This is a genomic window from Kitasatospora sp. NPDC093806, assembly GCF_040683335.1.
Classification (GTDB): domain Bacteria; phylum Actinomycetota; class Actinomycetes; order Streptomycetales; family Streptomycetaceae; genus Kitasatospora.
Window position 1 is genome coordinate 124,294 of sequence record NZ_JBFBDO010000006.1, and the last position, 26,279, is coordinate 150,572.

Sequence of the window (26,279 nt, forward strand, 5' to 3'; positions counted from 1 at the left end):
CCGTGAGCGGTCCGGCCGCGGTTTCGGGGGCGCCACGGCCGGCGGGCCCGGAGGGTCGCCGGAGGTGGTGACGCGGAGTCACCGTCCGGACGGGTGTAGCACGGCCGCCGACTGCAGGCACGCTACCAGCCCCAGGTGCCCTCTCGGCAACATCAACTGACGATATGTGAACGGGCGATGACTCGGCCCGAGGGTCGCCGGAGGGCCGCCGGAGCGGGGATCGGCCCTGGTCAGCGGAGTTGCGGGAAACGCCGGACGGCTTTCCGGTGACCGGGGGCCGATCGCCGGAAAGCCGTCAGGGACAGGTCAAAAGCGATGGTCTGCGGCGCCCCGGTCTCCGGGGCTCAGCCGGCCAGCGGCATCCGCAGCACCGCGGCGGACCCGGTGTGCAGTTCGGCCTCGGCCCGCGCCTCGCGCTCGGCCAGTTCGGTCCACGCCCAGCTCGCCAGGCCGGCCAGTTCGGCCGACCACTGCTTGCCGTACGTACCCGAAGCCACCTGGCCGAGCCGCAGCCGCTGGACGTCCGAGGTGCCGGCCGGCGGGTAGACGTGGGTGGCGTCGCGCAGGTAGCGCTCGATGTGGAACTCCGCCTGCAGGCCGCGGGCGGCGTGGATCTCCATCGCGTTGCGCGCCGAGTCCAGCGCGTACTCGGTGTTGATGAGCTTGGCGTTCATCAGCTCGGCGTCGCACGGCTTGCCGTGGTCGAGCAGGTGCGAGGCGTGGTACGCGGCGAGCTTGGCGGTCATCAGCCGGGACTGCATCTCACCCAGCTTGAGGGCGATGTTGGGCAGTTGGGAGAGCGGCTTGCCGTAGAGCACGCGCCCCTCGGCGAACCGCACGGTGTCCTCGACGATCGCCACGTGGATGCCGAGCGCGACCGCGGCCAGGTTCAGCCGTCCGTACAGGGTCGAGGAGGAGTAGGCGACGTCCAGGCCCTGGCTCTCCAGGCCGAGCCGGTTGCGGGCCGGGATCCGGCAGTCCTCGAAGACGAGTTCGCCGAAGCTGAAGCCGTGCAGGCCGCTCTGCGAGCCGAGCGCGCCGGTGCGGAAACCCGGGCGGTCGCTCTCCACCAGGAACGCGGAGAGCCCCTTGCTGCCCGGGCCGGTCCGGAACACCACGCCGTGCACGTCGCCGATGTGCGAGTTGCCGACGAACCACTTCCGGCCGTTGAGCACGTACTCGTCGCCCTCGCGCCGGGCGGTTCCGGTCATGCCGAGGACGTGGCCGCCGGACTCCGGTTCGGTGACGGCGATCGTCGGCAGCGACTCCCCGGAGGCGAACTTCGGCAGCCAGTGACGGCGCTGGGCGTCGTCGCCGAAGTGGATGACCTTGGCGACGCCGAGCTGCGAGGCCTGCGCCATCGCGCCCATCGCGCCGCTGACCCGCGCCAGTTCCTCGACGATGACGGTCTTGGCCAGGTGGCCCAGTCCCAGTCCGCCGAACTCGCGCGGGATGGTGACGCCGATCCATCCCCGGCGGGCGATCTCCCGGGAGAGTTCGAATTCGACCTGGCGGTCGGCCTCCATTCTGGCCACCTGCGGGCGCACCTCCTTCTCCGCGAACTCGCGCACCTCCGCACGGAGGCTCTCGTGTCGCTCGTCGGTGAAGTAGTCCATCGCCATGCCGGGTCCTCTCGGTTCGGGTCGTTCGGTGGTTGTGCCTCCGTCCGTGCAGCCGATCCGCTCCGACCGCCGAGGGGTGGGGGGTGGTGATGAGGTGGCGGCCGGATGCCCCAGTGCAGCCGGTGCGTGCGGAAGAGCCGGCGGTGGCCCACGCTGCCCTTGGGGACCGCCGTTTTTCGGCAGGGCTCATTGTCATATGTGCATCGGGGTCACTCCAGAGTGGATCTTGGATTGGCGGGATTCGGATCGCCCAAGCACGGCCGAGGATTGAAACGGCCCACGGTGGGGCAATGATCTTCCCCCGCTTTCCCGGCCGGTTCCCGTCCCGTTCCCACCCGTCCGCCTCATCGTCCACATGCGGCTTTGACTGAGCATCAGCAAGCCAGAACGGGAGGGCCCGGGAGCGCGGAAAGCGCCGGATGTCTGATTACATGTGCGCCATGACTGATGTGATGAGCACTCAAGGCCAGTTCCCGGGTGCCGCCGGGGAATCCGAGCGGACCCGCCGGCTGCGCAGCCTGGGTCTCAACGAACCCACGGCGGACGAGGCCTTCGACCGCTTCGCCCACCTGGCCGCCAGCATCACCCGCGCCCCCATCGCGATGGTCAACTTCATCAACGACGAGCGCCAGATGTTCCGGGGGCTCTACATTCCGCCAAACTCGGCCGACGTCGTGACCGACGAAGGCTCCTCCTGGGCCGATCGCGGCATCGCCTTCGACCTCCCGACCCGGCAGATGCCGCTGAGCCACGGCTTCTGCCCGCACGTCGTCGCCCAGCGCTCCCCGCTCGCCCTCGACGACATCCTCGCCTACCCCCGGTTCGCCGGGAACCCGGTCGTCGACGAACTCGGCGTGCGCGCCTACCTCGGCGCCCCGCTCGTCGACGACACCAACACCGTCATCGGCACCGTCTGCGTGCTCGACCGCGAACCCCGCCAGTGGGGCCGCGAGCGGCTGCGCGACATCCAGCACCTCGCCGAGGCCCTGCTCTCCGAGATCCGGCTGCGCGACAACCTGCTCGCCCAGCAGCAGGAGATGTTCGCGGCCTTCGACGGCTCGCCCTTCCCGATCATGCTCACCGACGGGCCCGGCCAGGAGATCCGCTACGCCAACGCCCAGCACGCCGACATCTTCGGCGCCCCGGCGGCGTACGGCGCGATCGGCCAGGCCTACCCCCAGCTCGGCGCCGCCGGCCTCCAGCAGGCGGTCTCCGAGGCCTACCACACGGGCCGCACCACCGTCCTCAACGACGTCCGCATCCAGTCCGTCCGCCCCGAGGCCCAGCGCATCCAGCAGATCTTCAGCTTCACCTGCACCCCGCTGCGCACCGCGCGCACCGGCCAGGTCAACGGTGTGCTGACGGTCGGCATGGACGTCACCGCGCAGTCCCGCACCGAGGAGGAACTCGGCACGCTGGCCGCGCTCCTGGTCGACCGGCTCCAGCAGAACGGCGCCGCCCCCGCCGGCCGCCCGGGCCTCGGCGCCGGCGAGACCGGGCTCGTCCTGCCGGGCTGAGCACGGGACGGCACCCACCGGACCGCAGCACCGAAACCGAGCGAGCACCGCACCGCCGTGGCGGGGCGCCTCTCACCCCCGAGGAGAGGCTCCCCGCCACGGTGCTGTGGCGTGGCGGCGCCCCAGCGGCGCGCGCCGGTGGTAGGCATGGGCCGCATGCAGTGGTTCGCCGCCCCCGAGTACTGGCTCAGCCGACTGCTCGTGCAACGGCTCCTCGCCGCCCTCTACCTGACCGGCTTCCTCGCCGCCGCCCTCCAGTTCCGCGCCCTCATCGGCGCCCGCGGCATGCTGCCCGTCCCGCGCTTCACCGCCCGGGTCCCGTTCCGGCACGCACCCGGCCTGTTCCACCTCCACTACAGCGACCGCTGGTTCGCCGCCGTCGCCTGGACCGGTGCCGCCCTCTCCGCCGCGCTGGTCGGCGGCCTCGGCGACCTGGTCCCGCTCTGGGCGGCGATGCTCTGCTGGGCGGCGCTCTGGACGCTCTACCTCTCGATCGTCAACGTCGGGCAGACCTGGTACTCGTTCGGATGGGAATCGCTGCTGCTCGAAGCCGGTTTCCTGGCCACCTTCCTCGGCAACGCCGACACCGCCCCGCCCACCCCGGTCCTCTGGCTGATGCGCTGGCTGGTCTTCCGGGTCGAGTTCGGCGCCGGACTGATCAAACTGCGCGGCGACAGCTGCTGGCGCGACCTGACCTGCCTGCGCTACCACCACGAGACCCAGCCCATGCCCGGACCGCTCAGCTGGTTCTTCCACCACCTGCCCGAGCCGCTGCACCGCGTCGAGGCGGCGGCCAACCACGTCACCCAACTGGCCGTCCCGGTCTGCCTCCTCCTCCCGCAGCCCGTCGCCGGCTACGCCGCCTGCGTGGTCATCGCCACCCAGCTGTGGCTGGTCGCCTCCGGCAACTTCGCCTGGCTCAACTGGCTCACCATCACGCTCGCCCTCGCCGCCGTCGACCCGGCCCGCCTCGGCCTGGCCGTCCACCCGCGCGGCTACGGCGCCGCACCCGCCTGGTTCGAGGCGCTCGCCCTCGCCCTGACCGCCACCGTCCTCGCCCTCAGCTACTGGCCGGTCCGGAACATGCTCTCCCGCGGCCAGGTCATGAACCGCTCCTTCAACCGCATCCACCTGGTCAACACCTACGGCGCGTTCGGCAGCGTCAACCGGACCCGCCGGGAGGTGGTGCTCGAAGGAACCGACGATCCCGCCATCACCCCGCACACCGTGTGGCGGGAGTACGGCTTCAAGGGCAAACCCGGCGACGTGCGCCGCCTCCCGCGCCAGTACGCCCCCTACCACCTGCGGCTCGACTGGCTGATGTGGTTCGCCGGCATCTCGTCCGGGTACGCCCGGCCCTGGTTCCTGCCGTTCGTCACCCGGTTGCTGGTCAACGACCCGGACACGCTGCGCCTGCTGCGCCACAACCCCTTCCCGGACCGCCCACCGACCCACGTCCGGGCGACCCTCCACCACTACCGGTTCACCGATTGGCGCGAACTGCGGGAAACGGGCGCGTGGTGGCACCGGACCGCGCTGTCCGAGTACCTCGCGCCCGTCGACCTCGCCACCCTCGCCCGCGCCGGGCACCGGCCCCCGGCCGCACCACCCGGCGGACGGGCGGGTGGGCGCTCGGGTCGGTGGTCCGGTGGGTGGCCGGGTCGGCGGCCGGGTGGGAGGCCCGGCCGGGGGGACGGTGGGTGACCCGGCCACCCGAGTGGCGGTCGAGGGACCACCCGACCGGCCCTTCCGGGTGGCGCCCGGGTGGGCGGTATGGCACGCCACACCGCTCCGAGGGGCGGTGGGTGCGTGCAAGGCTCGAACGGGCACCCGTATTCTTGGCCTCCACAACCGGCGGCCCGACCGCGCGCCCCCCAAGCCCCTCCCGCCGGGGCCCACCGCGCACCCGGACCACCGAGCCCCCTCGCCGCCCGCCCCGCCGCAGCCGCCCAGAACCGGACCTCACATGACAGTGCTTCACTCGCGCAACGCCGACGCGGCCGACGCAGCCGGCTCCGCAGACGTCACGGACGCCAGCGACGCCAAGGACGCCACGGACCCCAAGGACGTCACCGACACCAAGGCCCCGGAGCAGACCCGCGGCCAGGCACGCCCGACGACCGACCCCGACCTCCGCGAGGACCTCGGCCGCTACGCCGAACTCGGCGCCTTCACCCTGACCGCCGACACCCACCCCTGGTACGCGGCCGTCGACACCGTCGCCACCCCCGAGGACGCCCGCGCCGGGTCGACCGCCCTCGCCGAACTGCGCGGCCGCGACCTGCAGCAGGTCTGGGAGGACGTCACCGCGCTCGCCACCAGCGTCAAGATCGACGCGCCGGACACCGTCGCCAAGACCGCCGTCCTCGTCGAGATGCTGCAGCTCGTCCGCCGCACCGCGGCCATCCTCAGCCCGGCCGCCTACGAGGCCGACCTCGACGCCCTCGTCGCCGCCACCGCCGACCGGAGCTGGCGGCGCGAGCGCGGCGTCAAGCTCACCTGGCTGCGCGCCCGCGTGCTGCGCAAGCAGGCCAACGCCCTCGCCGTCACCCCCGGCCGCCCGCGCCAGCAGGACCTGCACGAGGCGCTCGCCTCGGCCGAGGTGGAACGCCGCGCGTGGGCGGCCCTCGCCCCCGCCGGCAGCCGGCCCGTCCCGCCGGCCGACGCGGCGCTGGCCGGCCGCACGGCCCAGACCTTCGAGGCGATCAACACCGGCGTCCGCGAGCTCGCCCGCCTGCTCCCCGGCCGGGACCTCGACGCGCTGTCCTTCCCGGACCTCGTCGACCTGGTCGACCGCCTCGCCGCCGACGAGGGCACCCTCTACCGGCTGCCGACCATCCGCAGCCTGCGCGCGAGCCTGGAGGAGGCCGGCCTCGCCGACCTCCTCACCGAACTCGCCGCCGCCCGCGCCGACCGCCGCGCCGCCGAGGCCGCCTACACCGCCCGTCAGGCCCTGGCCGGCGGCCAGCGCGACGGGCTGGCGGCGGACGTCGAGGCGGAGGCCGGTGTCGAGGCGGAGACCTCGGTTGAGGCTGAGGTCGACGTCGATGTTGATGTCGACGTCGAGGCAGACGCTGAGGCCGTGGCGGAGGTGGCGGCCCCGGTGGAGACCGAGCCCGCCGCCGAGGCCGCTGTCGAGGCTGCTGCCGAGGCCGAGGCGGACACCGAGATCGACGACGTCGCCGAGGATGCCGCCACCGAGTCGTTGACGCAGACGGAGCTTGAGCTGGCGACGGAGCCGGAGGCCCAGGTCGCGGAGCCGGAGACCGAGGAGCCGAAGGCCGAGGTTCCGGTCCTGACCAAGGAGCAGCCGCTCGTCGTCACCCTCCCGGCCCCCTCGCCCGCCGCCGACGACCTGCTCGGCACCACGCCCACCCCGCCGGCCCAGCCGTCGGCCCCCGAGGCCGAGACCATCGCGCCGCCCGTCGAGGACGACGAGCCGGCCGTCGAGGAACTCGTCGTCGAGGCCGAACCGGTCGCCGAGACGCCCGAGGCGGAGGAAGAGGAAGCGGTCGAGGAGACCGTCGAGGCGGCGGTCGAGCCCGAGGTCGAGGTCGAAGCCGAGGTTGCGGAGCCCGCTGCCGAAGCGGTGGTCGAGCCCGAGCCCGAGCCCGAGCCCGAGCCCGTGGCAGAGCCCGTTGCCGTCGAGGTCGAGGTTGAGGAGACGTCGGCCGAGGTCGAGGTCGAGGTGGCCGAAGCGGTGGTCGAGCCCGAGGCCGAGCCCGTTGCCGTCGAGCCCGAGGTCGAGCCCGAGCCGGAGGTGGCCGAGGTCGCCGAGGTCGCCGAGGTTGCTGCCGAGCCCAAGCCCGATCCCGAGCCCGAGCCCGAGCCCGTGGCCGTCGCCAAGCCGAAGAAGCCCAAGAAGCCCGAGTTCACGCCCGGGCGGCCGGTGACGGCGTACTCGGCGGACGAGTTGCTGGCGATCGTGCGGTGGATCGACGCCGACGGGGTCGCGCGCAACGACGAGGAACTGCTCCGGGCGGCGATGAAGGAGCTGGGCTTCGCCCGCCTCGGGCCGCGCATCAAGGAGGCGCTGGGCAGCGCCGTCGCCGCCGCGCGCGGCTGACGGACCCGGCGGGACAACCCGGCAGGACAACCCCGCCGGACAGTCGGTGGTGAAGGGCCCCGGGGCACGGTTCGAGACCGCGCCCCGGGGCCCTTCCCGTGTGCCCGCTGCCGCCCCCGCGCCCTACTCCCGGGTGAGCGCCCGCGCCAGCTGCTCGGCCAGTACGGCGGGCGCCTCCACCAGCGACGGGCCGTACCAGGTGAGGTGCCGGCCGCTCACCAGGGCCGCCGGGATGCCCGGGAACGCCTCCGGGCCGTCCTCGGCCGTGAACCGGTACGGCTCGTCCGGGAGGACCACCAGGTCCGGCCGGACGGCGAGCAGTTCGGGCAGCGGGACGGCGGGGTAGCGCGCGGGCTGGTCCGGGTCGTCGGCGTGCGGGAGGCGCAGGCCGAGGCGGTGGAGCAGGTCGCCGGCGAAGGTGTCGCGGCCCAGCACCATCCAGGGGCGGCGCCAGATCGGCACCACCGCCCGGCGGGCCGGACCGGGCAGCGGGCCGGCCGCCGCCCAGGCCGCCTCGGCGGCGTCCAGCCAGGACGGGCGGGGCAGGCCGCAGCCGACGGTGAGCAGCCGGTGCAGGGAGCGGAACGCCTGGTCGAGGGTGCGGATGTCGGTGACCCAGACGGGGAGGCCGGCCGCCCGCAGCGCTTCCAGGTCGGGGCGGCGGTTCTCCTCCTCGTTGGCGATCACCAGGTCCGGGGCGAGGGCCGTGATCCGCTCCACGTCCGGGTTCTTGGTGCCGCCGATCCGGGTGACGCCCCGGTCGTCGAGGCCGGCGGGGTGGGTGCACCAGTCGGTGACGCCGACCAGCAGTCCGGGCGGCGCGGCGGCGGCGACCGCCTCGGTGAGCGAGGGCACCAGGGACACCACCCGCCGTACCGGTCCCGGCCCGAGCGGAACGGTCAGGCCGAGGTCGTCGACGGGCGCGGAGGGGGTGGTCACCACGTCACCCTAGCCGTCCTCTGGTTGGACCGGACCGATCGGGCAAAGTCGCGGGAACCGGCCGGGCACAACGCCCGACTACCTGGTCCGGGTTCACAGGACGAACCCGTGCACGACCATTGACCAGGAGAGTTACTGATGCGCCCTCGCGTGTTCTGCGGTATCGCGGCCGCCGTTGCCCTGTTCGCCACCGCCTGTTCCAGCGGCGGTAGCGGGAGCGGCGACAGCTCGAACGGCGGCGGTGCCACGCAGGCGTCCGCCGCCGGCGCGTTCCCGGTCAAGGTGGTCGACTGCGCGGGCAAGGAGACCAGCGTCAAGCAGGCCCCCAAGAAGATCGTCACCACCGACGCCGCCGCTCTGGAGATGCTGCTCGAACTCGGTGCCGGCGACCGGATCATCGGCACCGGCTTCCCGCCCGGCAAGGGCAGCCTGCCGGCCGCCGTCGCCGACCAGGGCGCCAAGGTGCCGGTGCTCGGCGACACCATGATCCCCAAGGAGAAGCTGCTCGGCTCCGGCGCCGACCTCTACGTCGACACCTTCGGGCCGATGCCCGGGATGGGCGCGGCGGGCGCCGGACCGACCGAGGAGGAGCTCAAGGCCGCCGGCATCCAGCACGTGCTGCTCCTCTCCACCGCCTGCGCCTCCGGCCCGAAGGCCGCCAAGGGCCCCCGCACCGACCTGGCCGAGGTCGAGAACGACGTCCGCCGGCTCGGCGCGGTCACCGGGACCGCCGCCCGGGCCGAGGAGCTGGTCGGCGCGATGGAGAAGCAGATCGGCGAGGTCCGCACCGCCACCGCGGCCGTCCCCGAGGCGCAGCGCCCCGGCTACTTCGTCTTCGACTTCGACGCCGGGACCAAGCAGCCGATGGCGATCTGCGGCAAGCAGGTCGCCAACGCGGTGATCACCCTGGCCGGCGCGCGCAACGTGTTCGCCGACTGCGAAGGCGACTTCAAGCCCGTCTCCTGGGAGGACGTGGTCGCGAAGAACCCGGACTGGATCCAGCTCGCCGTGCGCAACCGGGGCAGCGAGGAGGCCAACCGCAAGGCCTTCGACGAGGCCGAGGCCTTCCTCAAGAGCTTCCCGGCGACCCAGGGCCTGAAGGCCGTCCAGGAGGGGCACTTCCTGCGGCTCGGCTCCGAGGTCACCACCATCGCCGGGATCCGCAACGCCGACACCGTCCGGCAGATCGCCGCGACCGTCCACCCGACGCTCGTCAAGAACGGGCAGTAGGCCATGGCCCAGGCCACCACGGACCGCGCGGACGGCCCGGGCGCCCAGGGCAGTGCGGACACCCCGGGCACCCCGGCCGCCCGGGGCGCCCGCGGCACCCGGACCCTGCGCGCCGGGCCGCTGGCCGCCGTGCTCGTCGCCGCCCTGGTCGTCGCGCTGACCGCCGCCGTCTCGCTCGGCTCGGTGGACATCCCGCCCGGCGAGGTCTGGTCGGTGGTCGGGCACCGGTTGACCGGGCAGAGCCCGGAACCCGGCACCCGCGACCTCATCGTCTGGCAACTGCGCGTCCCCCGCGCCCTGCTGGCCGCCATGGTCGGGGCCGGGCTCGGCCTGGTCGGCACCACCGTGCAGGCCCTGGTCCGCAACCCGCTCGCCGACCCGTACCTGCTCGGCATCTCCTCCGGCGCCTCGCTCGGCGCCGTCGCCGTGATCGTCCTCGGCACCGGCCTCGGCCTGGAGCTCACCATCGGCGGGATCGCCGGACTCACCGTCTCGGTGGCCGCCTTCCTCGGGGCGCTCGCCGCGTTCTCGCTGGTCTGGCTGCTGGCCCGGCGCGGCGGCGGGTTCTCCCCGCTGCGCCTGGTCCTGGCCGGCATCGGCATCGGCCAGTTCCTCACCGGCCTCACCAGCTACCTCGTCCTGCAGACCGGTGACGAGCAGCAGACCCGGGGCGTGCTGTTCTGGCTGATGGGCAGCCTGAGCGGCGCGACCTGGAGCCAACTCCTCGTCCCCGCCATCGCGGTGGCCCTCGGACTGGCCCTGCTCCAGGGGCGCGCCCGGGGCCTCAACGCCCTGCTGATGGGCGACGAGACGGCGGCCGGACTCGGCGTCGACGTGGTCCGGCTGCGCCGTGAGATCTTCGCGGTCACCAGCGTGCTCACCGGCGTCCTGGTCGCCGTCTCCGGCGCGATCGGCTTCGTCGGACTGATGGTCCCGCACGTCTGCCGGCTGCTGGTCGGCGGCGACCACCGCCGGCTGCTGCCGCTCTCCGCCCTCACCGGCGCGGTCCTGCTGGTCGTCGTCGATCTGCTCGCCCGCACCGCGCTCGACGGCCAGGAGGTGCCGATCGGTGTGGTCACCGCACTGCTCGGCGCGCCCACCCTGCTCTACCTGCTGGACCGACGACTGGAGCGGAATTGAGAATCGCCGTCGAAGACCTGAGCGTCGCCCTCGCCGGGCGGACCGTGGTGGCCGGTGTCCACCTGGTCGCCAAGGAGGGCGAGATCGCCGGCCTGGTCGGTCCCAACGGCAGCGGCAAGTCCAGCCTGCTGCGCACCGTCTACCGGCACCTCAAGCCGAGCGCCGGGCGGGTGCTGCTGGCCGGCCGGGAACTGTCCGAACTGAGCCCGGCCCAGTCCGCCCGGCACATCGGAGCGCTGCCCCAGGAGCGGGGCGGGGACTTCGAGTTGACCGTCCGCGAGGTGGTCGCGATGGGCCGCACCCCGTACAAGCGGGCGTTCGCGAAGGACGACGCGGAGGACCACCGGCTGGTCGACGAGGCGCTGCACCGGGTCGGCATGGCGCACGCGCCGGACCGGCGGTTCGCCCAGCTCTCCGGCGGCGAGCGCCAACGCGTCCTGCTGGCAAGGGCATTGGCTCAGCAGCCGGACGTGCTGGTACTGGACGAGCCGACCAACCACCTGGACGTCCGGCACCAGGTCGAGCTGCTCGCCCTGCTGCGCGAGCAGCGCCGCACCACGCTGGTCGCGCTGCACGACCTGAACGCCGCCGCCTCGGTCTGCGACCGGCTGCACGTGCTGCACGAGGGCACCCTGGTGGCCTCGGGGACGCCGCGCGAGGTGCTGACCGCCGAGCTGCTCGCCGAGGTGTTCGGGGTGCGGGCGGCGGTGGTCGAACACCCGCTGACGGGCGACCCGTTGATCGCCTTCGACCACCGCGCCCCGGCCGGCGCGCCCGCCCCGGGGAACGCGGGCGGGTCGGCGGGCGCGGGCACTTCGGGAAACGCGGGCTCGGGGAGCGCGGGCGGCTCGGGGGACGCGGGCGGTTCCGACGCGCCGTTATCCCGGGCGAAGGCGGGCGGACCGGCGAACACGAAGGTGCCGGAGCCGGCGGGGGCGGGCCCCGCACCGGCTCCGGCACCTGTCGTGGTGTCGGCCACTACCGTGTCGTCGACGACTGCCGTGTCATCGGTCGCTTCCGCGGTCGCTGCCCCGGCCGCGGCATCATCGGTCGTCGCGTCCCCGGCCGTGGCCGGGACCTCCGTCGAACGTCAGGAGGTCTCGTAGTGGCTCGGCCGGCCGTTGCGCTCGACCAGGCGGCCGACCTTCGCGGCCTCCTCGCTGCGCATCAGCTCCCAGCCGCCGTCCGGGCGGTGCAGCACCGAGGAGTGCCACGGGGTCATCCACATGTCCGTGTGGTCCAGCAGGCGGATGCCGAACTTCAGCACGCCGACCTTCTGCGGGTGGATGGAGAGCCGGAACGACCGGGGGTGCTGCTCGGCGATCAGGTCGCCCCAGGCGCGGCTGCGCTGGATGACGCCGTAGGCGCGGTCGCGGCAGTCGCGCTGGAGGGCGGACTTGGTGCCGGTCCAGCCGAAGGTGTCCTCGGTGAGGAAGCGGGTGATGCCGCGATAGAGCTTGAGGGTCTCCTCGTCGGTCATCACCTGCTCCCGCAGCTCTTCCCGGGTGGGCGCGTACTTGGCGTGCACCCGGGCGCGCTTCTCGTCGAACGGCAGGTCGCCGAGGACGGCCCGCAGGTCGAAGGTGGCGAGGTTGGTGAGGCCCTCGCGCTCGATCATCGCGGTCAACTCGTCGGAGTACTGGTCGATGTGGTCGTCGGGGACGTGGATCAGGTCACCGAAGATGTGGCCGTCGGAGCAGATCAGGATCTGCGCGCCGGGCTCGTAGAGCTTGCCGATCTCCTCGGCGAGCCGGTTGAGGAAGGTGAGCGAGAGCCGCTCGCCCTCGTCGGGCAGGTGGCCGAGCACCTTGGCGGTGTTGGGCGACTTGCAGGGGAACCCGGGCAGGGTGAACAGGATCGGGTCCCCGGCCGTGATGAAGTCGGCCAGCTGCTCCAGCTGGAGCGGGAAGTCGGCGGGAGTGGCGTCGACCTCGGGGTCGGACGAACGGCGGTGCGGCAGCAGCAGGTCGAGGATCTCGGCGGAGATCCGGGCCACGGTCTGCTCGTCCGGCGCGGTGTAGTCGGTCACCTCGGCCTCGTTGGTGGTCTGGGGCTTGCTGGTCTGGGAGTTGCTGGTGACGGTGCCGGCGGGCGGCATGCTGGTCCTCCACGGAACGGTGTACGGGCTTCGGGCAGGCGGAGCCACGCCCCGGCGACGGTCGCCGGGACGCTGTGGTGGATGCCGGGTGGTTCCCGGGCGGGCCGGTCAGTTCCGCCGGTCGTAGGCGACCGGCAGCCGGTTCACGCCGCGGGCGAGGACCGCGGGCACCCAGGCGAGCGAGTCGATCTCCTCACCGTCCGCGACGGACGGCCGGAGACCGGGGAGTCGGCTGAGCAATGTGCCGATGGCGATCTGGAGTTCGGCCCGGGCCAGGGCGGCGCCGGGGCAGAAGTGGATGCCGTGGCCGAACGCCAGGTGGGCGTTGGGGGAGCGGTCGAAGTCCAGGACGTCGGTGTCCGTGAACTGCGCCTCGTCCCGGTTGGCGGCGTTGAGCGAGACGATCACCGAGTCGCCGGCCGGGATGGTCGTCCCGTGCAGGTCGCTGTCCTCGGCGAAGAACCGCCAGGTGGTGAGCTCGAACGCGCCGTCGTAGCGCAGGAGTTCCTCGATGGCGCGGGTGAGCAGGTCGGCGTCCGGGCCGCCCGCCGCCTCCGGCAGGAGGCTCGCGCGCAGCCGGTCGAGCTGCTCCGGGTGGCGCAGCAGGGTGATCAGCATCGTGGTGATCTGGTTGGTGACCGGCTCCTGGCCGGCGACCAGCAGCTGGAACACCATCGAGTCGAGCTCTTCGGGGCTCAACTGGCCGGCGTCGCAAGCCGCGACGAGTCGGCCGAGCAGATCGACGTCCGGCCCGGCGGGGTCGTAGGTGGCGCGCTTGTGCGCGACCACGTCGGCGATGTAGGTCTGCAGGCCGCGCAGGCGGCCCTCGTACGCCGGTCGGCCCGGGTCCTGCGGGCCGACCGGTTGCACCACCTTGCCCCAGTCGCGGTCGAACTTGACCGCGAGCTCCTGCGGCAGGCCGATCACCAGGGCCAGCACCCGGAACGGGTAGTGGGCCGCGAAGCCCGCCACCAGGTCGGCGCCGCCGGCCGGGGCGGTCTGCGGCAGCTCGTCGACCAGCGCGTCGGCGAGCTCCTGGATGCGCGGGCGCAGCGACTCCACCCGGCGCGGTGAGAAGGCGTCCAGGACGAGCCGGCGCATCGTGGTGTGCTTCGGCGGGTCCTGGTGGAGCAGGTGCACCTGGAGCTGCGAGTGCTGCGGCTCGGGCATGATCGAGGCCAGACGGCGCCAGTCCTCGTTGCCGAGCGAGTGGTTCTTGCCGAGCCGGGGGTCGTTGAGCGCCTCGTGCGCGGCCTTGTAGCCGGTCACCAGCCAGGCGCCCACGCCGCTGGGGAACGTGACCCGGTGGACCGGGCCGGCCGCCCGCATCTGCCGGTACAGGGGATAGGGGTCGCTCTTGTACTCCGCCCCGTAGAGCGGGACGGGATCGGGGAGTTCGTCGTAGCCGAACGGGCAGCGCGGCCCGTCGGCCCCTTCCGCCGCCGCGTTGGGGTCGTGGACGGTGTCGGTCATGCGGATGTTCCTCCGGTGGGGATCTGTGGTGCGCAGGTGGGGTGGTGACGGTCGGTCACGCCCCGCTGCGGATCTTCCGGTTCGTTCCGGTGGTGCGGTCGTCGCCGGTGGCTCCGGCGGCGTCCTTGGTGCCGGTGGCGCGGTTGGTGCGGTGGTGCAGGGTCAGGAGGAGGACGGCGACGGCGGCGATCAGCCCGGCGAGGGTGAGCCCGGCGTGGACGCCGGCCAGCTCGGTGGCGCCGTAGAGCGTGGCGGCCGTGCCGAGGGCCGGGCCGAGCGCGAAGCCGAGGCTGCGCGCGAGCTGGACGGCCGAGCCGGCGGTGGCGAGCTGGGCCGGCGGGGCCGAGGACATCACCAGGGCCTGGACCGGACCGCCGTTGAGGCCCATGCCGACACCGGCCAGGGCGAGTCGCCAGGCGATGTCGATCGAGGACCAGTCGCTGTCGACGGGGACGAGCAGCAGCAGGCCGAACGCGGTCACGGCGGCGCCGGTCAGCGCGGTCGGGCGGGCGCCCCAGCGGTCCGCGAGCCGCCCGCCGAACCGGCCGGCCACCACCATGCCGAGCGGGAACGCCAGCATGGTGAGCGCCGTGTTGGTGGCGCTCACCCCGTCGTCCCGGCGCAGGTACTGGGCGAGCAGGTAGTGGGTGGCGCCGAAGCCGGCGGCGAGCGCCAGCACCGAGCCGTTCACGCCGGCGGTGCCGGAAGCGCGCAGCACGGCCTCGACCGGCCGTCCGCCGGGCCGGCGCAGCCAGAGCAGCACCAGCGGGACGGAGGGCAGGGCGAGCAGCAGCCAGACCGGTGCGGTCGGGGCCAGGGTGAGGCCGAGCAGCACGGCGGCGACGGCCGAACCGATCAGCGCGGCGTCGCCCAGCGAACCGCGGTCGGGCAGCCGCAGCCGGCCGCCGCGCGGGGCGTCGCGGCTCGCGATCAGCCAGGCGGCCAGGCAGATCGGCAGCTTGACCAGGAAGATCGCGCGCCAGCCGACGTGGTCCAGCAGCAGGCCGCCGATCACCGGGCCGGTGACGGCGCCGAGCGGGCCGAGCGTGGCGGGCACGCTCATCGCGCGTCCGCGCAGCTCCGGCCGGACGGCGGTGGCCGCCAGGACCGGCATCAGCACGAACAGCACGGCGCCGAACGCGCCTTGGGCGAGCCGTGCCGCGATCAGCCAGCCCGCCCAGGGCGCGGCGGCGGCCAGCGCGCTGCAGAGCGCGAAGGCGCCGACCGAGAAGAGCAGCGCGGCGCGCAGGCCCACCTGGTCGAGCCACCGTCCGGCGGGCAGCAGCAGGGCCACCAGGGGGAGCTGGTAGCCGAGTACGGCCCACTGGGCGGTCGTCGAGGAGACGTCGAAGGCATCGGCGATGTCGGTGAGCGCGAGGTTGACCACGTTCATGTCGAGCATCGCGACGAAGGACAGCAACCCCGCGGCGAAGACCAGGCTCCACCGGTCCTCCGGCTGCGCCGGGCCGTCACCCGATGTGCCGGCCGCGGGCGACTGCTGCGTTGCCATGGGTCATTCCTCCGTTCCCCCGTGCTCTCCGGACACCACCTCGGCGGCGGCGTCCGGTACAGCAGTCGGAGGCGCCCGGACGACAGTTCCGAACAGGTGGGGGATTTTTCTGACTTGGCCGGATCATGGCGAGGGTGGCTGATCTTGATCGCTTACGGAGGACGGAAGGCGGGGGGCGGGGGTGGCCGAGGAGCGACGGCGGATGGCTGACAACTGACAGAAAACAGATGACAGAAAACAGCTGACGGATGACAGATTCTGAAATCTGTCATCCGTCAGCTGTCATTCGTCAGCGCCGCCGCGCGCGGCCCGTCTCAGCAGGCGGCCGCCAGCTCGGCGGGCGCGCCCGGCATCGGGTCGGCCGCCTCGGCGGCCCGCAGGCGGGCTATCAGTTCCTCCCGGGCCCGGGCCACCCGGGAGCGGACGGTGCCGACCGGGCAGCCGGCCACCTCGGCGGCCTCGGCGTAGCTCAGCCCGACGACCTGGGTGAGCACGAAGGCCTCGCGGCGCTGGGCGGGCACCCGGTTGAGCAGGTCGCCGAGCGCGACGCAGTCCTCGAAGCCCGCGGCGGGCGCGCCGCCCTGCCGCTCGGCGGCCTCCTGCCAGTCCGGCAGCGCGGCGAAGCGCGGCCGGGCGGCGGCGGTGCGGTACCGGTCGATCACGGTCCGGCGCGCGATCGACAGCAGCCAGGTGCGCGCGGAGGAGCGTCCGGCGAACCCGGGCAGGCTGCGCAGGGCGCGCAGGAACGTTTCCTGGGCCAGATCGTCGGCGGACTGCACATCGGTGAGGTGGGCGACGAACCGCCACACATCCCGCTGGGTCGCCCGGACGAAGGCCTCGACATCGGCGGACCGCCCCTCGCGGGCGGCGAGGGCGAGGGTGGTCAGCTGCTCGTCATCCACGGTGGCCTCCCACCCGGACGGTCCCGCGCCGGAGCAGGTGCGGGACGATGGTCATATGAGATGCGCGCAACTCCGTACCGCTTTGTCCGCCCGCCTCGACGGCGAACCGGCCGGAGTGCCGGACCGTCGGCTGGACAAGCACGTCGCGCGCTGCGCGGCCTGCCGGGACTGGCTGGAGCGGGCGGAGCGACTGCGCGGTCCCCTGCTCGCGGACCCGGTCGGCGGCCCGTCGGCCGACTGGACGGCGAAGCTCCTCGCGAACCTCGGCACGGAGCCGGGCCCTGAGCGGGGAACGGAGCGGGCTACGGAGCCCGACGCGGAGCCCGGCGCGGAGCCGGGCGGGGGTGAGGGCCGTCCCGGACAGGGGCACGGCGGTCGGACGAGGTAGGACGGTGGCGCCGGTCGGAGCCGGTGCGCCGTCGAGATCAGGCATCGGAGGTCCTGAGGGGAAGGCGGGGTGCGGTGCCGCTGCGGGCGGAACCGTGGGCGTCGTTGGGCGGCGCGCGCCCCGGACCCCGGCCGTCGGAGCGGCGGGACGGTGGTGCGTGCCGGCCCGGGCCCTGGTGGCGCGGTCGGCCGTCGGTACCGGCGGCACCCCGGAGCACCCGGTCGTCCACGGCGGGCCACGGCCGTCCCGGTGGGAGGCGGTGGCGCGCGGTCGATTCGCGATCGGATCCGGAGCGGACGGCGGTACCCGGCGGCACGGGTGCGGCGCAGGGCGACCTGCCCGCCGCCAGGGTGGACACCGGCGGTGTCCGGGAGGAGCGGTGGGCGCGTCAGCGGGCGAGGACGGGGGACGGCGGGCCGCGACGTACGAGGGCATGGGAGAGCAGGACCAGCCGGGGCAGCCGGGCCCGGTGGCCGACGGGTCTGGGCGCGCCCGGCGGCCGGTACCCGACCGGACGGACGGCCAGCGCGAGCAGCGGCGCCAGCAGCGCCCCCGCCAGCACCGAGCCGAGTGCGCCGAGCAGCTCGAACAGCCGGGTCAGCGCGGTCTCGCCGCGCCACAGCAGCAGCGCGCAGGCCAGCGCGGCGAGCACGTGGGCGGCGATCATGCCGGTCGACAGACCGTGCGGGGCCATCCCGTGCCCGGACATGCCGGCCATGCCCGCCATGCCGGAACCGCTCCCGTGCGGAGCCGACGGGAGCCCGTTGCCGCCCGCCGCGCCGTGCGCGTGGTGCACGGCGGCGGCCAGCGGCGGGACGGCCGGCGGCACCGTCGGATCCAGTCCGGCCATCCGGGCCAGGTCCTCCGGCGAGAGCCCGCTGGGCGTCGCCTCCGGGTTGCACAGCAGCAGGGCGGCCCAGTCGGTCCGGGCCATCCGGCCGAGACCGCCGCCCGCCGAGAGCGTGCCGGCCTGCTCGAAGGTCAGGTGCAGCGCGAGCTGCGCCGCCGACATCCAGGCGCCGATCAGCCAGAACCCGCGCCGCCGTCCGGCCAGCAGCCAGGTGAGGGTGAGGGTGAGGACGAAGGCGCCCGCGAGGACCGGCGGGGAGACACCGTTACCGGCCATGGCGACGTGCGCCGTGGCGGCCAGCGCCACGCAGAGCGCGGCGAAGACCACGGCGCGCAGCGAGCGGATCCGGTCGGTCATCACGATGACACTCATCGTCGCACCCGCCTCCGTCAGCCAGTACCGCGCCCTCCGGTATTGGCCGGTTCCGTCCCTGTGAGAGCATGTCCGGCCACCTCGGGCGGGGTCTGCCGGGCAAGCCGTTCGGGCGCCGTCGCCGTCCAGGAGAGGTCGGCCGGGGGAACCGGGCGGGTGCGGCCTGGTGGCCGGATCTCGACGGTCCGGGGGCGCTGAGTGGCGGTTCGGGACCCCGTGGACGCCGGAGAAGCCCCAGTAAGGCCGTATTTCAGACGGTATTACCGGTTTGACAGCTTCCATGCCGATGCGTACTAGATGTGACCCCGAGTGACCCCATGTGACTCCGCGCACATGGACGCCGGGGACGACGCAAACGGCAAGGACATCGACGGGGACAGGAGGCCCGGCATGGGCACCACCGCATCCGGCACCACCTCCGACATCACCGAATCCGGCATCACCGCGTCCGGCGCGACCACCGGCACCGCCTCCGACGCGTGCGCGGGCCACGCCGCCGACCTCGCCGACCCCGCGTTCTGGCGGCTGCCCGCCCCGACCCGGGCCGCCGCCTTCGCCGAACTGCGCCGTCGCCCCGCCCCGCTCCACGTCCGCGAGCGGACGGGCCGCGGCTACCACGCCCTGGTCCGGCACGCCGACGTCGTCGAGGCCAGCCGCACCCCCGCCGTCTTCCTCAGCGGCCCCGGCGTCACCACCCCCGAACCGGCCCGCTGGGTCCGCTTCCTCTTCGGCGACTCGATGGTCAACCTCGACGACCCCCGCCACGCCCAGCTGCGCCGCATCGTCTCCCGGGCCTTCACCCCGCGCCTGATGGCGCGCGTCGAAGAGGACATCCGCCGGATCGCCACCGACCTGGTCGACCGGGTCGAGCACGAGCGGCCCGAGGACTTCGTCACCTCGGTCGCCGCCGAGCTCCCCTTCCAGGTGATCTGCAACATGATGGGCATCCCGGAGGAGCCCCGCCGCGCCATCCTCGACCAGGTCAACCACGCCTCCGAGAACACCGGCGTCGCCCGCCCGCTGCGCGCCCGGATCCGGATGCCCGGCCGCGGCCTGCTCGCGCTGGCCCGGATGCAGGGCATGGTTGCCGAACTCGGCCGCGAACGCCGCCGCCGGCCCACCGACGACCTGATCTCCGCCCTGGTCACCGCCGACGTCGACGGCCGCCGGCTGACCGGCCGCGAGCTCGGCGCCTTCTTCTCCCTGCTGCTGGTCGCCGGCGTCGAGACCACCCGCAACGCCCTCGCGCACGGCCTCCACCTGCTCACCGCCCACCCCGAGCAGCGCGCCCTGCTCCTCGGCGACCTCGACCGGCACCTCGGCGGCGCGGTGGACGAGATCATCCGGCACGCCACCCCCATCATCCAGTTCCGCCGCACCCTGGCCGTCGACCACCGGCTCGGCGGACCCGACGGGCCGCTGCTGCGGGCGGGGGAGAAGGTGGTGCTCTACTTCGGCTCCGCCAACCGCGACGAGGCCGTCTTCACCGACCCCGACGCCTTCGACATCACCCGCACCCCCAACCCCCACCTCGGGTTCGGCGGCGGCGGGCCGCACTACTGCCTCGGCGCGCACCTGGCCCGGCAGGAGATGAAGGTGCTCTACCGGGAGCTGTTCACCCGGTTCCCGGAGGCCCGGTCGGTCGGCGAGCCGGAGCTGATCCCGTCCAACTTCGACCACCGGGTCCGCGCGCTCCGCTTCACCTGCTGAGCCGCCTCCCGGGCTCGTGGTCCGGTCAGGACGGCTCGGACGGCTCGGACGGCGCCTACGGTGCGGACGCCTCGGACGGCTCCCAGACCGCGTGGTCGTGCGCGAACAGCACCCGACGCGGGGCGAACTCCGCGAGCCGGTCCAGCCACGCCGGGTACGGCGGCAACGGCGCCCCGACCACGCCCTCGCGGGCCGCCCGCCGGGCCAGCACCGCCGAGCCGTACTCGGACGCGAAGTCGTACGCCTGGCCGGCCAGCACCACCGCGCCGCCGCTGCCGCCGTTGCCGCCGTCGCCGCGGTCGTCCGTCACCACCAGCGACTGGTGCCCGGCGGTGTGGCCCGGTGTCGGCACCACCCGCACCCCCGGCCAGACCTCGGTCTCTCCGGCCAGCTCCCGGTAGCGGGCGCCCGGGAAGTCCACCAGCGCGTCGATCGTGTAGTCACCGGCCCGGGCCGCCGCCAGCTCCGCGGCCTGCACCAGCACCGGCACCCCGGCCAGCAGCGGGTTGCCGCCGCAGTGGTCGAAGTGCAGGTGGCAGTTGACCACCAGGTCGATGTCGTCCGGCGCCACCCCGGCCGCCGCCAGCGCCGTCCGCAGCGGCCGCCGCACCGGACGGTAGTGCGCGTCCGTCCCCGGATCGCCCTCGCCGAGCCCGGTGTCGAACAGCAGCAGCCCCTCGGGCCGGCGCACCAGGTAGGCGAGCGCCGGTTCCACCCGCGGCTTCGGGCCGCCGGTCTCCGTCGCGGGGCGGACGAAGTAGCCGAGGTCGAGCCGCCGGATCGCGGACGCGGGCCGGGTCTGCCGGGTCATACCTGCCTCCAGGGGTGGTTCGTCCGCGGATCCCTGCCCAGCGGCCCCCGGTTTCAGCCCCGGGGTTTCAGGCGCCGGTCTCAGCCCCGGGTTTCAGGTGCCGGTCGGGATGCCCCGGTCGGCCTTGACCTGCTTCATCGTGAGGTGCGAGTTGACCTGCGCGATCCCCGGCAGCCCGGACAGCACATCGGTGATGAACCGCTCGTACGAGGCGATGTCCGCCACCGCGATCCGCAGCAGGTAGTCCGGCTCGCCGAATAGCCGGTGCGCCTCCACCACCTCCGGCAGCTCCGCCACCCGCCGCTCGAACTCCGCCACCGTGACCTGGTCCTCGTGACGCATGGTGATCGTCACGAACGGCTGGAAGCCGCGTCCGACCGCCGCGCCGTCCAGCAGCGCCCGGTAGCCGCGGATCACGCCGTCCTGCTCCAGCTGACGGACCCGGCGCAGGCAGGGCGAGGGCGTGAGGTCGACGCGGGCGGCCAGTTCGGCGTTGGTGAGACGGCCGTCCTGCTGGAGCTCGTGGAGGATTCTGCGGTCGATACGGTCCATGGCGCAATATTCTGCCAAAAACCTGCTCCGACCAGCATGAACCGGTCATCGTGTGCCAGGCCGATCCGGCTACCTTCAGTGACCGGAAACGCCCGGCTCGGCACGACAGGTCATCACACCCATGGACACCCACGCCCTCCTCCTCTTCCTGGGGGTCGACCTGCTGCTGGTCTGCACCCCCGGCCCGGACTGGCTCTACATCGCCGCCCGCGGCCTCGGCCAGGGACGGCGCGCCGCGCTCACCGCCGTCGCCGGAGTCTGCGCCGGTTACGCCGTGCACACCGTGCTCTCCAGCGCCGGACTCGCCGCCGCGCTGCGCGCCGTCCCGGCCGTGCTGCCGGTCCTGCGCCTGGTCGGCGCCGGCTACCTGCTCGTCCTCGCCGGCACCATGCTGCTCGCGCTGCGCCGCGGCCGGGGCGCCGCCGTCCTCGCCGAACCCCGGCCGCAGCCGACCGCCACCGTGCTGCGCCAGTCGATGCTCACCGCGCTGCTCAACCCCAAGGGCCTGCTGCTCTACCTCTCCTTGGTGCCGCAGTTCGTCGACCCGGACGCCGGACTGCCGGTCGGCGGCCAGGTGCTCGTCCTCGGCACGCTCAACGTGCTGGCCTGCGCCGTCGTCTACGCCCTGGTCGCGCACGCCAGCGGACGGCTCGGCGGCCGCTTCGGCGGCAACCCGGCCGCCGCCCGCCGGATGACCGCCGTCTCGGCGGTGCTGTTGATGGTGGTGGCGGGGGTCACAGCGACCGCCTGACGGCGGGAGCAGAATGCGAGCATGATCGATTCTCCGCACGCCTCGCGGTCCGGGTCCGCCGCCGATCCCGCGGCCACCGACTCCGGTGCCGCCCACTTCGGCGCCACCGATTCCGCCGCCCCCGTCGACGGCCCCACCGCCGACGCCTGGCGCGCCCTCGGCGGACCGGACGCGCTGCCGGAGCGGGTCTCCTTCCACGGGCCCGACGCCGTGTTGCCCTCCCGGCTGCCCGTCCGCCGACTGGCCCGGGCCACCGTCGCCGCCTGCTCGCTGGCCGCCGCCGAACTCGCGGCGCTGCGCGCCGGCGGCGCGGTGCCGCAGGTGCGGATCGACCAGGGCGCGGTGGCCACCGCCTTCGTCAGCGAGCGCCACCTGCGGATCGACGGCCGCGCCCCGGTCTCCTTCGCCCCACTCTCCGGCTTCTGGCGGACCGCCGACGGCTGGCTCCGCACCCATGCCAACTACCCGCACCACCGGGAACGGCTGCTCACCGCCCTTGACCTGCCCGCCGACACCGGGCCGGAGCAGCTCGCCGCCGCGCTGCGCGAGCGGCCGGCCGCGACCGTCCAGGAGCGCGCGTACGCGGCGGGAGCGCTCGCCGTCGCCGTCGCGCCGGCCCGGGACACCGTGCTGCCGCTGGTCGCGATCCGGACCGTCGACGAGACCGCCCCCCGGCCGCTGGGTGGCGCGGACCTGCCCGCCGCCGGAGTCCGCGTCCTCGACCTCACCCGGGTGATCGCCGGCCCGGTCGCCACCCGGACCCTCGCCCTGCTCGGCGCCGACGTGCTGCGCATCGACTCGCCCCGCCTGCCCGAGGCCGAGGACGCGCACGCCGACACCGGCTTCGGCAAGCGGTCCACCCGCCTCGACCTCGCCGACCCCACCGACCGGGCGGTCTTCGAGGAACTGCTGGCGACCGCTGACGTCGTCGTCACCGGCTACCGTCCCGGTGCCCTGGACACCCACGGCCTGGCCCCCGACGCCCTGCTCGCCCGCCGTCCGGGCCTGATCGTCGCGGACCTGAACGCCTGGGGCTGGACCGGCCCCTGGGCCGGGCGGCGCGGCTTCGACAGCCTGGTCCAGGCGGGTGTCGGCATCGCCGCGATCGAGGCCGGCCCCGACGGCCGCCCCGGCGCCCTGCCCGCCCAGGCCCTCGACCACGGCACCGGCTACCTGATCGCGGCCGGGGTGCTGCGCGCCCTGACCGAGCAGCGCACCACCCGTCCCGGCGGCCGCCACCTGCGCTACTCGCTGGCCGGCACCGCCTCCTGGCTGCTGCACGGCATCGCCCCCACCGCCGACCCGCACGTCCGCCCGAACGACGAGCCCTACGACCCCGCGCGCCGGCTCGCCGAGACCGACTCGCCGTACGGCCGGCTCCGGTACGCCCTGCCGCCCGTCGCGTACGCGGGCGCCCCGGCGGACTGGTCGCGCCCGCCGGGGCGTTGGGGGACGGACCCGGCCGCCTGGCGCTGACCGGGCGACCGGTTGCCGGTGCCGGGGGCCGAGTCCCTCCACCCGGCACCGGTACCGTCCGGGCGGTCAGACGCCGGAGGGGATCCGCTTCGCCGTGCTGCGGACCTGGAAGGCCGTCACGATCTCGACCAGGCCCAGGATCACCAGCCAGCAGCCGGCCAGGATGGTCAGCGCGGCGATCGAACCGACCGGCCAGACCATCAGCAGCACACCGGCCAGGGTGTTCGCGACGGCCGCGAACGCCTGCCAGCCGCGGGCCGGCATGGACTCGTCCGAGACCACGGCGGCGAGCTGGGTGATCCCCCGGAACAGCCAGCCGATGCCGATCCAGATCGCCAGCAGGAGCAGCGACTGCGCCGCGCTGCGGAAGCAGAGCAGGCCGAGCAGCACGCAGATCGCGCCGCTGATGAACGCCAGCACGCGCAACGCGGTGCTGGCGTGCGTGCCGAACGCGGCGACCAGCTGGACGATGCCGATGACCAGCAGGTACAGGCCGAACAGCACGCCGACCACCAGCAGGGTCTGCTTCGGCCAGGCGAAGACGACGATCCCGAGGCCGAGCGAGACGAGCCCGGCGATCAGCAGCACCTGCCAGGCCGCCTTGGCGAGCAGCCCGAGCGGACCCTGCACGGGGGAACCGTCGGGGGTGATGATCGGGTTGACCACGGTGGCGTCCTCCTGAGGGTGGGCCCGCAGCGGGCGGCGGGGCGTTCCTCACGATCGCCGCGCCCGGCGCGGGGCGCCCGCCGGATGCACCCGTTCGGGGGAACGAACTGGTATCCCCGCGGTCGCCGAATGTCCATCTCCTCCTCACTCGCCGTCGATATCATCCGGCGATATGACTTCTGAAGGGTGGGGGACCCCTCCGGTCGAGCCGATCAGTCAGCACTACATCGTCTGCGGCGGCAACGCGCTCGCCCACCGCCTCGCACTCGAACTCGTCGAACACTACGAAGTGCCCGTCGTGGTCCTCGTCCCGGACCGCACGCGCGACCACGCGCCACGGATCGAGCAACTGGACGGCGTCGCCGCCGTCGTCGAATTCAGCAGCGTCACCGAGGAGGCGCTGCGCGCCGTCCGGGTCGAGACCGCGCGGGGGATCGCCCTCGTCGAAGGCAGCGACCAGGAGAACATCCACGCCGCGCTCTCCGCCCAGGGCCACAACCCCGACATCCGCATCGTGCTGCGGATGTTCAACCAGCGGCTCGGCGAGAACATCGAACGGCTGCTCCGGGACGGCACCGCGCTCTCCGGCTCCGCCACCGCCGCGCCCGCCTTCGCCGACGCCGCGCTCTCCCGGCCCAACTCCGTCCAGGTCGGCGACCGCTTCCTGTACATCGCCTACGACGACGACATCGACTCCAGCCGGATCTGCGTGGTCGCCGACCGGATCGACCGCCAGGACCTCGGCCGGATCCGCCTGCTGCCCGACCAGGAGGGCGACTCCGCCTCCTTCGTCCGGCTGGCCAGCGAGTTCGGCGACGACGGACCGATCCGGAACGCCGCCGAAGCCCGCCGCGCGGCCGGGACCGGGGGTGACGAGGAAGAGGTTTCGGCCCTGGTGGGGGAGAGTGTCGGGGGCACCGCCGCACTCCAGACCCTGCGGAGCGAACCCGCCGTGCGGATCGCCTGGTGGCGCCGGCTGCGCTGGCGGCTGCTCGACACCCTGCGCTTCTTCACCAGCGCCCGGCTCCGCCTGGTGCTGATCATCGCCCTGGCGGCGGTCCTGCTCGCCTTCGGCCTGCTCTGGTACCTCAACCGGGACTTCGGCTGGTCGCTCTACGTCTCGCTGCTCGACCTGGCCGGCGCCGCCCAGCCGGACCAGCCCGCCGACGCCGCCGCCGGGACGGGCACCGGCGGCACCTGGCAGCGGGTCGCCCAGGTGGTGATCACCTTCTGCGGCATCACCTTCGCGCCGGTCGCCACCGCCATCATGGTCGAGGTCCTCGCCTCGGGCCGGCGCGGCCAGCCCCGCAACCCGGGCGCCGGCACCCGGGACCACGTCGTCGTGGTCGGACTCGGCAACGTCGGCACCCGGGTGGTCGCCCAACTCCACGGCCTCGGCGTCCCGGTGGTCGGGCTCGAACGCGACCCGCAGGCGCGCGGCATCTCCGCCGTCCGGGCCCTCGGCGTACCGGTCGTGGTCGACGACGGGCCGCTCGCCGAACAGCTGCGCCGGGCCCGGCTCAAGCACAGCCGCGCGGTCGTCGCGGTCAGCGGCGACGACGCCACCAACCTGGAGGCGGCCCTGGAGGCCCGGGCCGTCCGGCCCGACGTGCGCGTCGTGCTCCGGCTCTTCGACGACAACTTCGCCGGCCACGTGTACGCCACGCTGGACAACGTGGCCTCGCGGTCCACCTCCTACCTCTCCGCCCCGGCCTTCGCCGCCGCCCTGATGGGACGTGAGGTGCTCGGCACCCTCTCGGTGTTCCGGCACGTCCTGCTCATCGCCGAGCTGCGCGCGGACCTGGGCACCGGCCTGATCGGCCTGAACCGGCACGACCTGGAGGACCAGGGCGGCGTCCGCGTCCTCGCCGTCCGCCTCGCCCGCAACCCGCAGATCTACCAGTGGAGGTACGCCGACCGCACCCGCGCCCTCGAACCCGGTGACCGCATCGTCGTCGCCGCCACCCGCAGCGGCCTGGCCCGCCTCAACACGACGACGCTGACGGATGACAGCTGACAGATATCAAAATCTGTCAGCTGTCATCCGTCAGCTGAAATCTGTCAGCCGTCAGTTGTCAGTTGTCAGCCGCCGGTCGTCAGCCGCCGGTCGCCCGCCTTCGCCACCGCCGACCAGAAGGAGGGCATGGCCGCCTTCGCCGAGAAGCGCCCCGCCTCCTTCCAGCACCGCTGACGGACGGCCGCCGGT

General features: G+C 74.0%; 20 protein-coding genes and 1 pseudogene. 11 read left to right on the forward strand and 10 right to left on the reverse strand.

All coding sequences use genetic code 11. From position 1 onward, the window contains the following. Window positions 1–344: 344 nt before the first annotated feature. Window positions 345–1,616 carry an acyl-CoA dehydrogenase family protein gene (locus AB0N76_RS06505; RefSeq protein ID WP_363553831.1) on the reverse strand — a complete coding sequence of 424 codons (1,272 nt, stop codon included), beginning with the start codon at window positions 1,614–1,616 and terminating at the stop codon, window positions 345–347. A gap of 446 nt (window positions 1,617–2,062) precedes the next feature. On the opposite strand from AB0N76_RS06505, the gene AB0N76_RS06510 reads away from it, so the two are divergent. The 3 genes from AB0N76_RS06510 to AB0N76_RS06520 all read left to right on the forward strand — a co-directional run bounded on the left by AB0N76_RS06510 (window position 2,063) and on the right by AB0N76_RS06520 (window position 7,205). Beyond that, window positions 2,063–3,139, forward strand: coding sequence for a GAF domain-containing protein (locus AB0N76_RS06510; RefSeq protein WP_363553785.1), 1,077 nt, complete (start codon window positions 2,063–2,065; stop codon window positions 3,137–3,139). 156 nt (window positions 3,140–3,295) lie between these two features. After that, window positions 3,296–4,843, forward strand: coding sequence for a lipase maturation factor family protein (locus AB0N76_RS06515; RefSeq protein ID WP_363553833.1), 1,548 nt, complete (start codon window positions 3,296–3,298; stop codon window positions 4,841–4,843). Between the two features lie 262 nt (window positions 4,844–5,105). Further along, complete coding sequence (locus AB0N76_RS06520; protein ID WP_363553787.1) at window positions 5,106–7,205, forward strand: hypothetical protein; 2,100 nt, start codon at window positions 5,106–5,108, stop codon at window positions 7,203–7,205. A 123-nt stretch (window positions 7,206–7,328) separates the two neighbouring features. Here AB0N76_RS06520 and AB0N76_RS06525 read toward each other — a convergent pair whose 3' ends face one another. Continuing rightward, entirely contained in the window at window positions 7,329–8,108 is a 780-nt protein-coding gene (locus AB0N76_RS06525) for a helical backbone metal receptor (protein ID WP_363553835.1), read from the reverse strand. Between the two features lie 174 nt (window positions 8,109–8,282). Here AB0N76_RS06525 and AB0N76_RS06530 point away from each other — a divergent pair, with 174 nt between their 5' ends. The 3 genes and pseudogenes from AB0N76_RS06530 to AB0N76_RS06540 all read left to right on the forward strand — a co-directional run. Continuing rightward, complete coding sequence (locus AB0N76_RS06530) at window positions 8,283–9,374, forward strand: ABC transporter substrate-binding protein (protein ID WP_363553789.1); 1,092 nt, start codon at window positions 8,283–8,285, stop codon at window positions 9,372–9,374. 3 nt (window positions 9,375–9,377) lie between these two features. Next, complete coding sequence (locus AB0N76_RS06535) at window positions 9,378–10,514, forward strand: iron ABC transporter permease (RefSeq protein WP_363553791.1); 1,137 nt, start codon at window positions 9,378–9,380, stop codon at window positions 10,512–10,514. Then, a pseudogene (locus AB0N76_RS06540) lies at window positions 10,511–11,284 on the forward strand (ABC transporter ATP-binding protein); the annotation flags it as partial. The gene AB0N76_RS06535 and the pseudogene AB0N76_RS06540, both read left to right, overlap by 4 nt. A 320-nt stretch (window positions 11,285–11,604) precedes the next feature. On the opposite strand, the gene AB0N76_RS06545 reads toward AB0N76_RS06540, so the two are convergent. The 4 genes from AB0N76_RS06545 to AB0N76_RS06560 form a co-directional block, all read right to left on the reverse strand. Beyond that, window positions 11,605–12,612 (reverse strand): isocyanide synthase family protein, encoded by a 1,008-nt coding sequence (locus AB0N76_RS06545; RefSeq protein WP_363553793.1) that lies wholly within the window; start codon window positions 12,610–12,612, stop codon window positions 11,605–11,607. Between the two features lie 108 nt (window positions 12,613–12,720). Next, window positions 12,721–14,085: a cytochrome P450 gene (locus AB0N76_RS06550; RefSeq protein WP_363553795.1), complete on the reverse strand. Its 1,365-nt coding sequence runs from the start codon at window positions 14,083–14,085 to the stop codon at window positions 12,721–12,723. 55 nt (window positions 14,086–14,140) lie between these two features. Beyond that, complete coding sequence (locus AB0N76_RS06555) at window positions 14,141–15,595, reverse strand: MFS transporter (RefSeq protein WP_363553797.1); 1,455 nt, start codon at window positions 15,593–15,595, stop codon at window positions 14,141–14,143. 314 nt (window positions 15,596–15,909) lie between these two features. Beyond that, window positions 15,910–16,497 (reverse strand): sigma-70 family RNA polymerase sigma factor, encoded by a 588-nt coding sequence (locus tag AB0N76_RS06560; protein ID WP_363553799.1) that lies wholly within the window; start codon window positions 16,495–16,497, stop codon window positions 15,910–15,912. Window positions 16,498–16,552: 55 nt separating this feature from the next. On the opposite strand from AB0N76_RS06560, the gene AB0N76_RS06565 reads away from it, so the two are divergent. Further along, window positions 16,553–16,885, forward strand: a complete 333-nt coding sequence (locus AB0N76_RS06565; RefSeq protein ID WP_363553801.1) for a zf-HC2 domain-containing protein — start codon at window positions 16,553–16,555, stop codon at window positions 16,883–16,885. A gap of 388 nt (window positions 16,886–17,273) precedes the next feature. Here AB0N76_RS06565 and AB0N76_RS06570 read toward each other — a convergent pair whose 3' ends face one another. Further along, window positions 17,274–18,107 (reverse strand): hypothetical protein, encoded by an 834-nt coding sequence (locus AB0N76_RS06570; RefSeq protein ID WP_363553803.1) that lies wholly within the window; start codon window positions 18,105–18,107, stop codon window positions 17,274–17,276. A 390-nt stretch (window positions 18,108–18,497) separates the two neighbouring features. Between AB0N76_RS06570 and AB0N76_RS06575 the strand changes: the two genes are divergently transcribed. Next, window positions 18,498–19,817: a cytochrome P450 gene (locus AB0N76_RS06575; RefSeq protein ID WP_363553805.1), complete on the forward strand. Its 1,320-nt coding sequence runs from the start codon at window positions 18,498–18,500 to the stop codon at window positions 19,815–19,817. A 55-nt stretch (window positions 19,818–19,872) separates the two neighbouring features. On the opposite strand, the gene AB0N76_RS06580 is transcribed toward AB0N76_RS06575, so the two are convergent. Both AB0N76_RS06580 and AB0N76_RS06585 read right to left on the reverse strand, forming a co-directional pair. Further along, on the reverse strand, window positions 19,873–20,628 hold the full coding sequence (locus tag AB0N76_RS06580) for an N-acyl homoserine lactonase family protein (protein ID WP_363553807.1): 756 nt from the start codon (window positions 20,626–20,628) through the stop codon (window positions 19,873–19,875). 93 nt (window positions 20,629–20,721) lie between these two features. Then, the gene (locus tag AB0N76_RS06585) at window positions 20,722–21,180 is read right to left on the reverse strand and encodes an Lrp/AsnC family transcriptional regulator (RefSeq protein WP_363553809.1); all 459 of its coding nucleotides are present in this window, start codon (window positions 21,178–21,180) and stop codon (window positions 20,722–20,724) included. Window positions 21,181–21,301: 121 nt separating this feature from the next. Here AB0N76_RS06585 and AB0N76_RS06590 point away from each other — a divergent pair, with 121 nt between their 5' ends. Continuing rightward, complete coding sequence (locus AB0N76_RS06590; RefSeq protein ID WP_363553811.1) at window positions 21,302–21,931, forward strand: LysE family translocator; 630 nt, start codon at window positions 21,302–21,304, stop codon at window positions 21,929–21,931. 21 nt (window positions 21,932–21,952) lie between these two features. Further along, window positions 21,953–23,407: a CoA transferase gene (locus AB0N76_RS06595; RefSeq protein ID WP_363553813.1), complete on the forward strand. Its 1,455-nt coding sequence runs from the start codon at window positions 21,953–21,955 to the stop codon at window positions 23,405–23,407. A gap of 66 nt (window positions 23,408–23,473) precedes the next feature. Here the strand turns inward: AB0N76_RS06595 and AB0N76_RS06600 are convergent, their stop codons facing one another. Then, on the reverse strand, window positions 23,474–24,073 hold the full coding sequence (locus tag AB0N76_RS06600; RefSeq protein ID WP_363553815.1) for a DUF308 domain-containing protein: 600 nt from the start codon (window positions 24,071–24,073) through the stop codon (window positions 23,474–23,476). A 172-nt stretch (window positions 24,074–24,245) separates the two neighbouring features. Between AB0N76_RS06600 and AB0N76_RS06605 the strand changes: the two genes are divergently transcribed. Beyond that, window positions 24,246–26,090, forward strand: coding sequence for an NAD-binding protein (locus AB0N76_RS06605; RefSeq protein WP_363553817.1), 1,845 nt, complete (start codon window positions 24,246–24,248; stop codon window positions 26,088–26,090). The last annotated feature ends 189 nt before the right edge of the window (window positions 26,091–26,279 follow it).

Excerpts from the sequence above, each read along its gene's own strand:
- AB0N76_RS06545 (WP_363553793.1), bottom strand. The coding sequence starts at position 12,612 with ATGCCGCCCGCCGGCACCGTCACCAGCAACTCCCAGACCAGCAAGCCC.
- AB0N76_RS06575 (WP_363553805.1), top strand. The coding sequence starts at position 18,498 with ATGGGCACCACCGCATCCGGCACCACCTCCGACATCACCGAATCCGGC.
- AB0N76_RS06505 (WP_363553831.1), bottom strand. The coding sequence starts at position 1,616 with ATGGACTACTTCACCGACGAGCGACACGAGAGCCTCCGTGCGGAGGTG.
- AB0N76_RS06555 (WP_363553797.1), bottom strand. The coding sequence starts at position 15,595 with ATGGCAACGCAGCAGTCGCCCGCGGCCGGCACATCGGGTGACGGCCCG.
- AB0N76_RS06580 (WP_363553807.1), bottom strand. The coding sequence starts at position 20,628 with ATGACCCGGCAGACCCGGCCCGCGTCCGCGATCCGGCGGCTCGACCTC.
- AB0N76_RS06590 (WP_363553811.1), top strand. The coding sequence starts at position 21,302 with ATGGACACCCACGCCCTCCTCCTCTTCCTGGGGGTCGACCTGCTGCTG.
- AB0N76_RS06595 (WP_363553813.1), top strand. The coding sequence starts at position 21,953 with ATGATCGATTCTCCGCACGCCTCGCGGTCCGGGTCCGCCGCCGATCCC.
- AB0N76_RS06510 (WP_363553785.1), top strand. The coding sequence starts at position 2,063 with ATGACTGATGTGATGAGCACTCAAGGCCAGTTCCCGGGTGCCGCCGGG.
- AB0N76_RS06520 (WP_363553787.1), top strand. The coding sequence starts at position 5,106 with ATGACAGTGCTTCACTCGCGCAACGCCGACGCGGCCGACGCAGCCGGC.
- AB0N76_RS06530 (WP_363553789.1), top strand. The coding sequence starts at position 8,283 with ATGCGCCCTCGCGTGTTCTGCGGTATCGCGGCCGCCGTTGCCCTGTTC.
- AB0N76_RS06550 (WP_363553795.1), bottom strand. The coding sequence starts at position 14,085 with ATGACCGACACCGTCCACGACCCCAACGCGGCGGCGGAAGGGGCCGAC.
- AB0N76_RS06515 (WP_363553833.1), top strand. The coding sequence starts at position 3,296 with ATGCAGTGGTTCGCCGCCCCCGAGTACTGGCTCAGCCGACTGCTCGTG.
- AB0N76_RS06570 (WP_363553803.1), bottom strand. The coding sequence starts at position 18,107 with ATGAGTGTCATCGTGATGACCGACCGGATCCGCTCGCTGCGCGCCGTG.
- AB0N76_RS06605 (WP_363553817.1), top strand. The coding sequence starts at position 24,246 with ATGACTTCTGAAGGGTGGGGGACCCCTCCGGTCGAGCCGATCAGTCAG.
- AB0N76_RS06565 (WP_363553801.1), top strand. The coding sequence starts at position 16,553 with ATGAGATGCGCGCAACTCCGTACCGCTTTGTCCGCCCGCCTCGACGGC.
- AB0N76_RS06535 (WP_363553791.1), top strand. The coding sequence starts at position 9,378 with ATGGCCCAGGCCACCACGGACCGCGCGGACGGCCCGGGCGCCCAGGGC.
- AB0N76_RS06585 (WP_363553809.1), bottom strand. The coding sequence starts at position 21,180 with ATGGACCGTATCGACCGCAGAATCCTCCACGAGCTCCAGCAGGACGGC.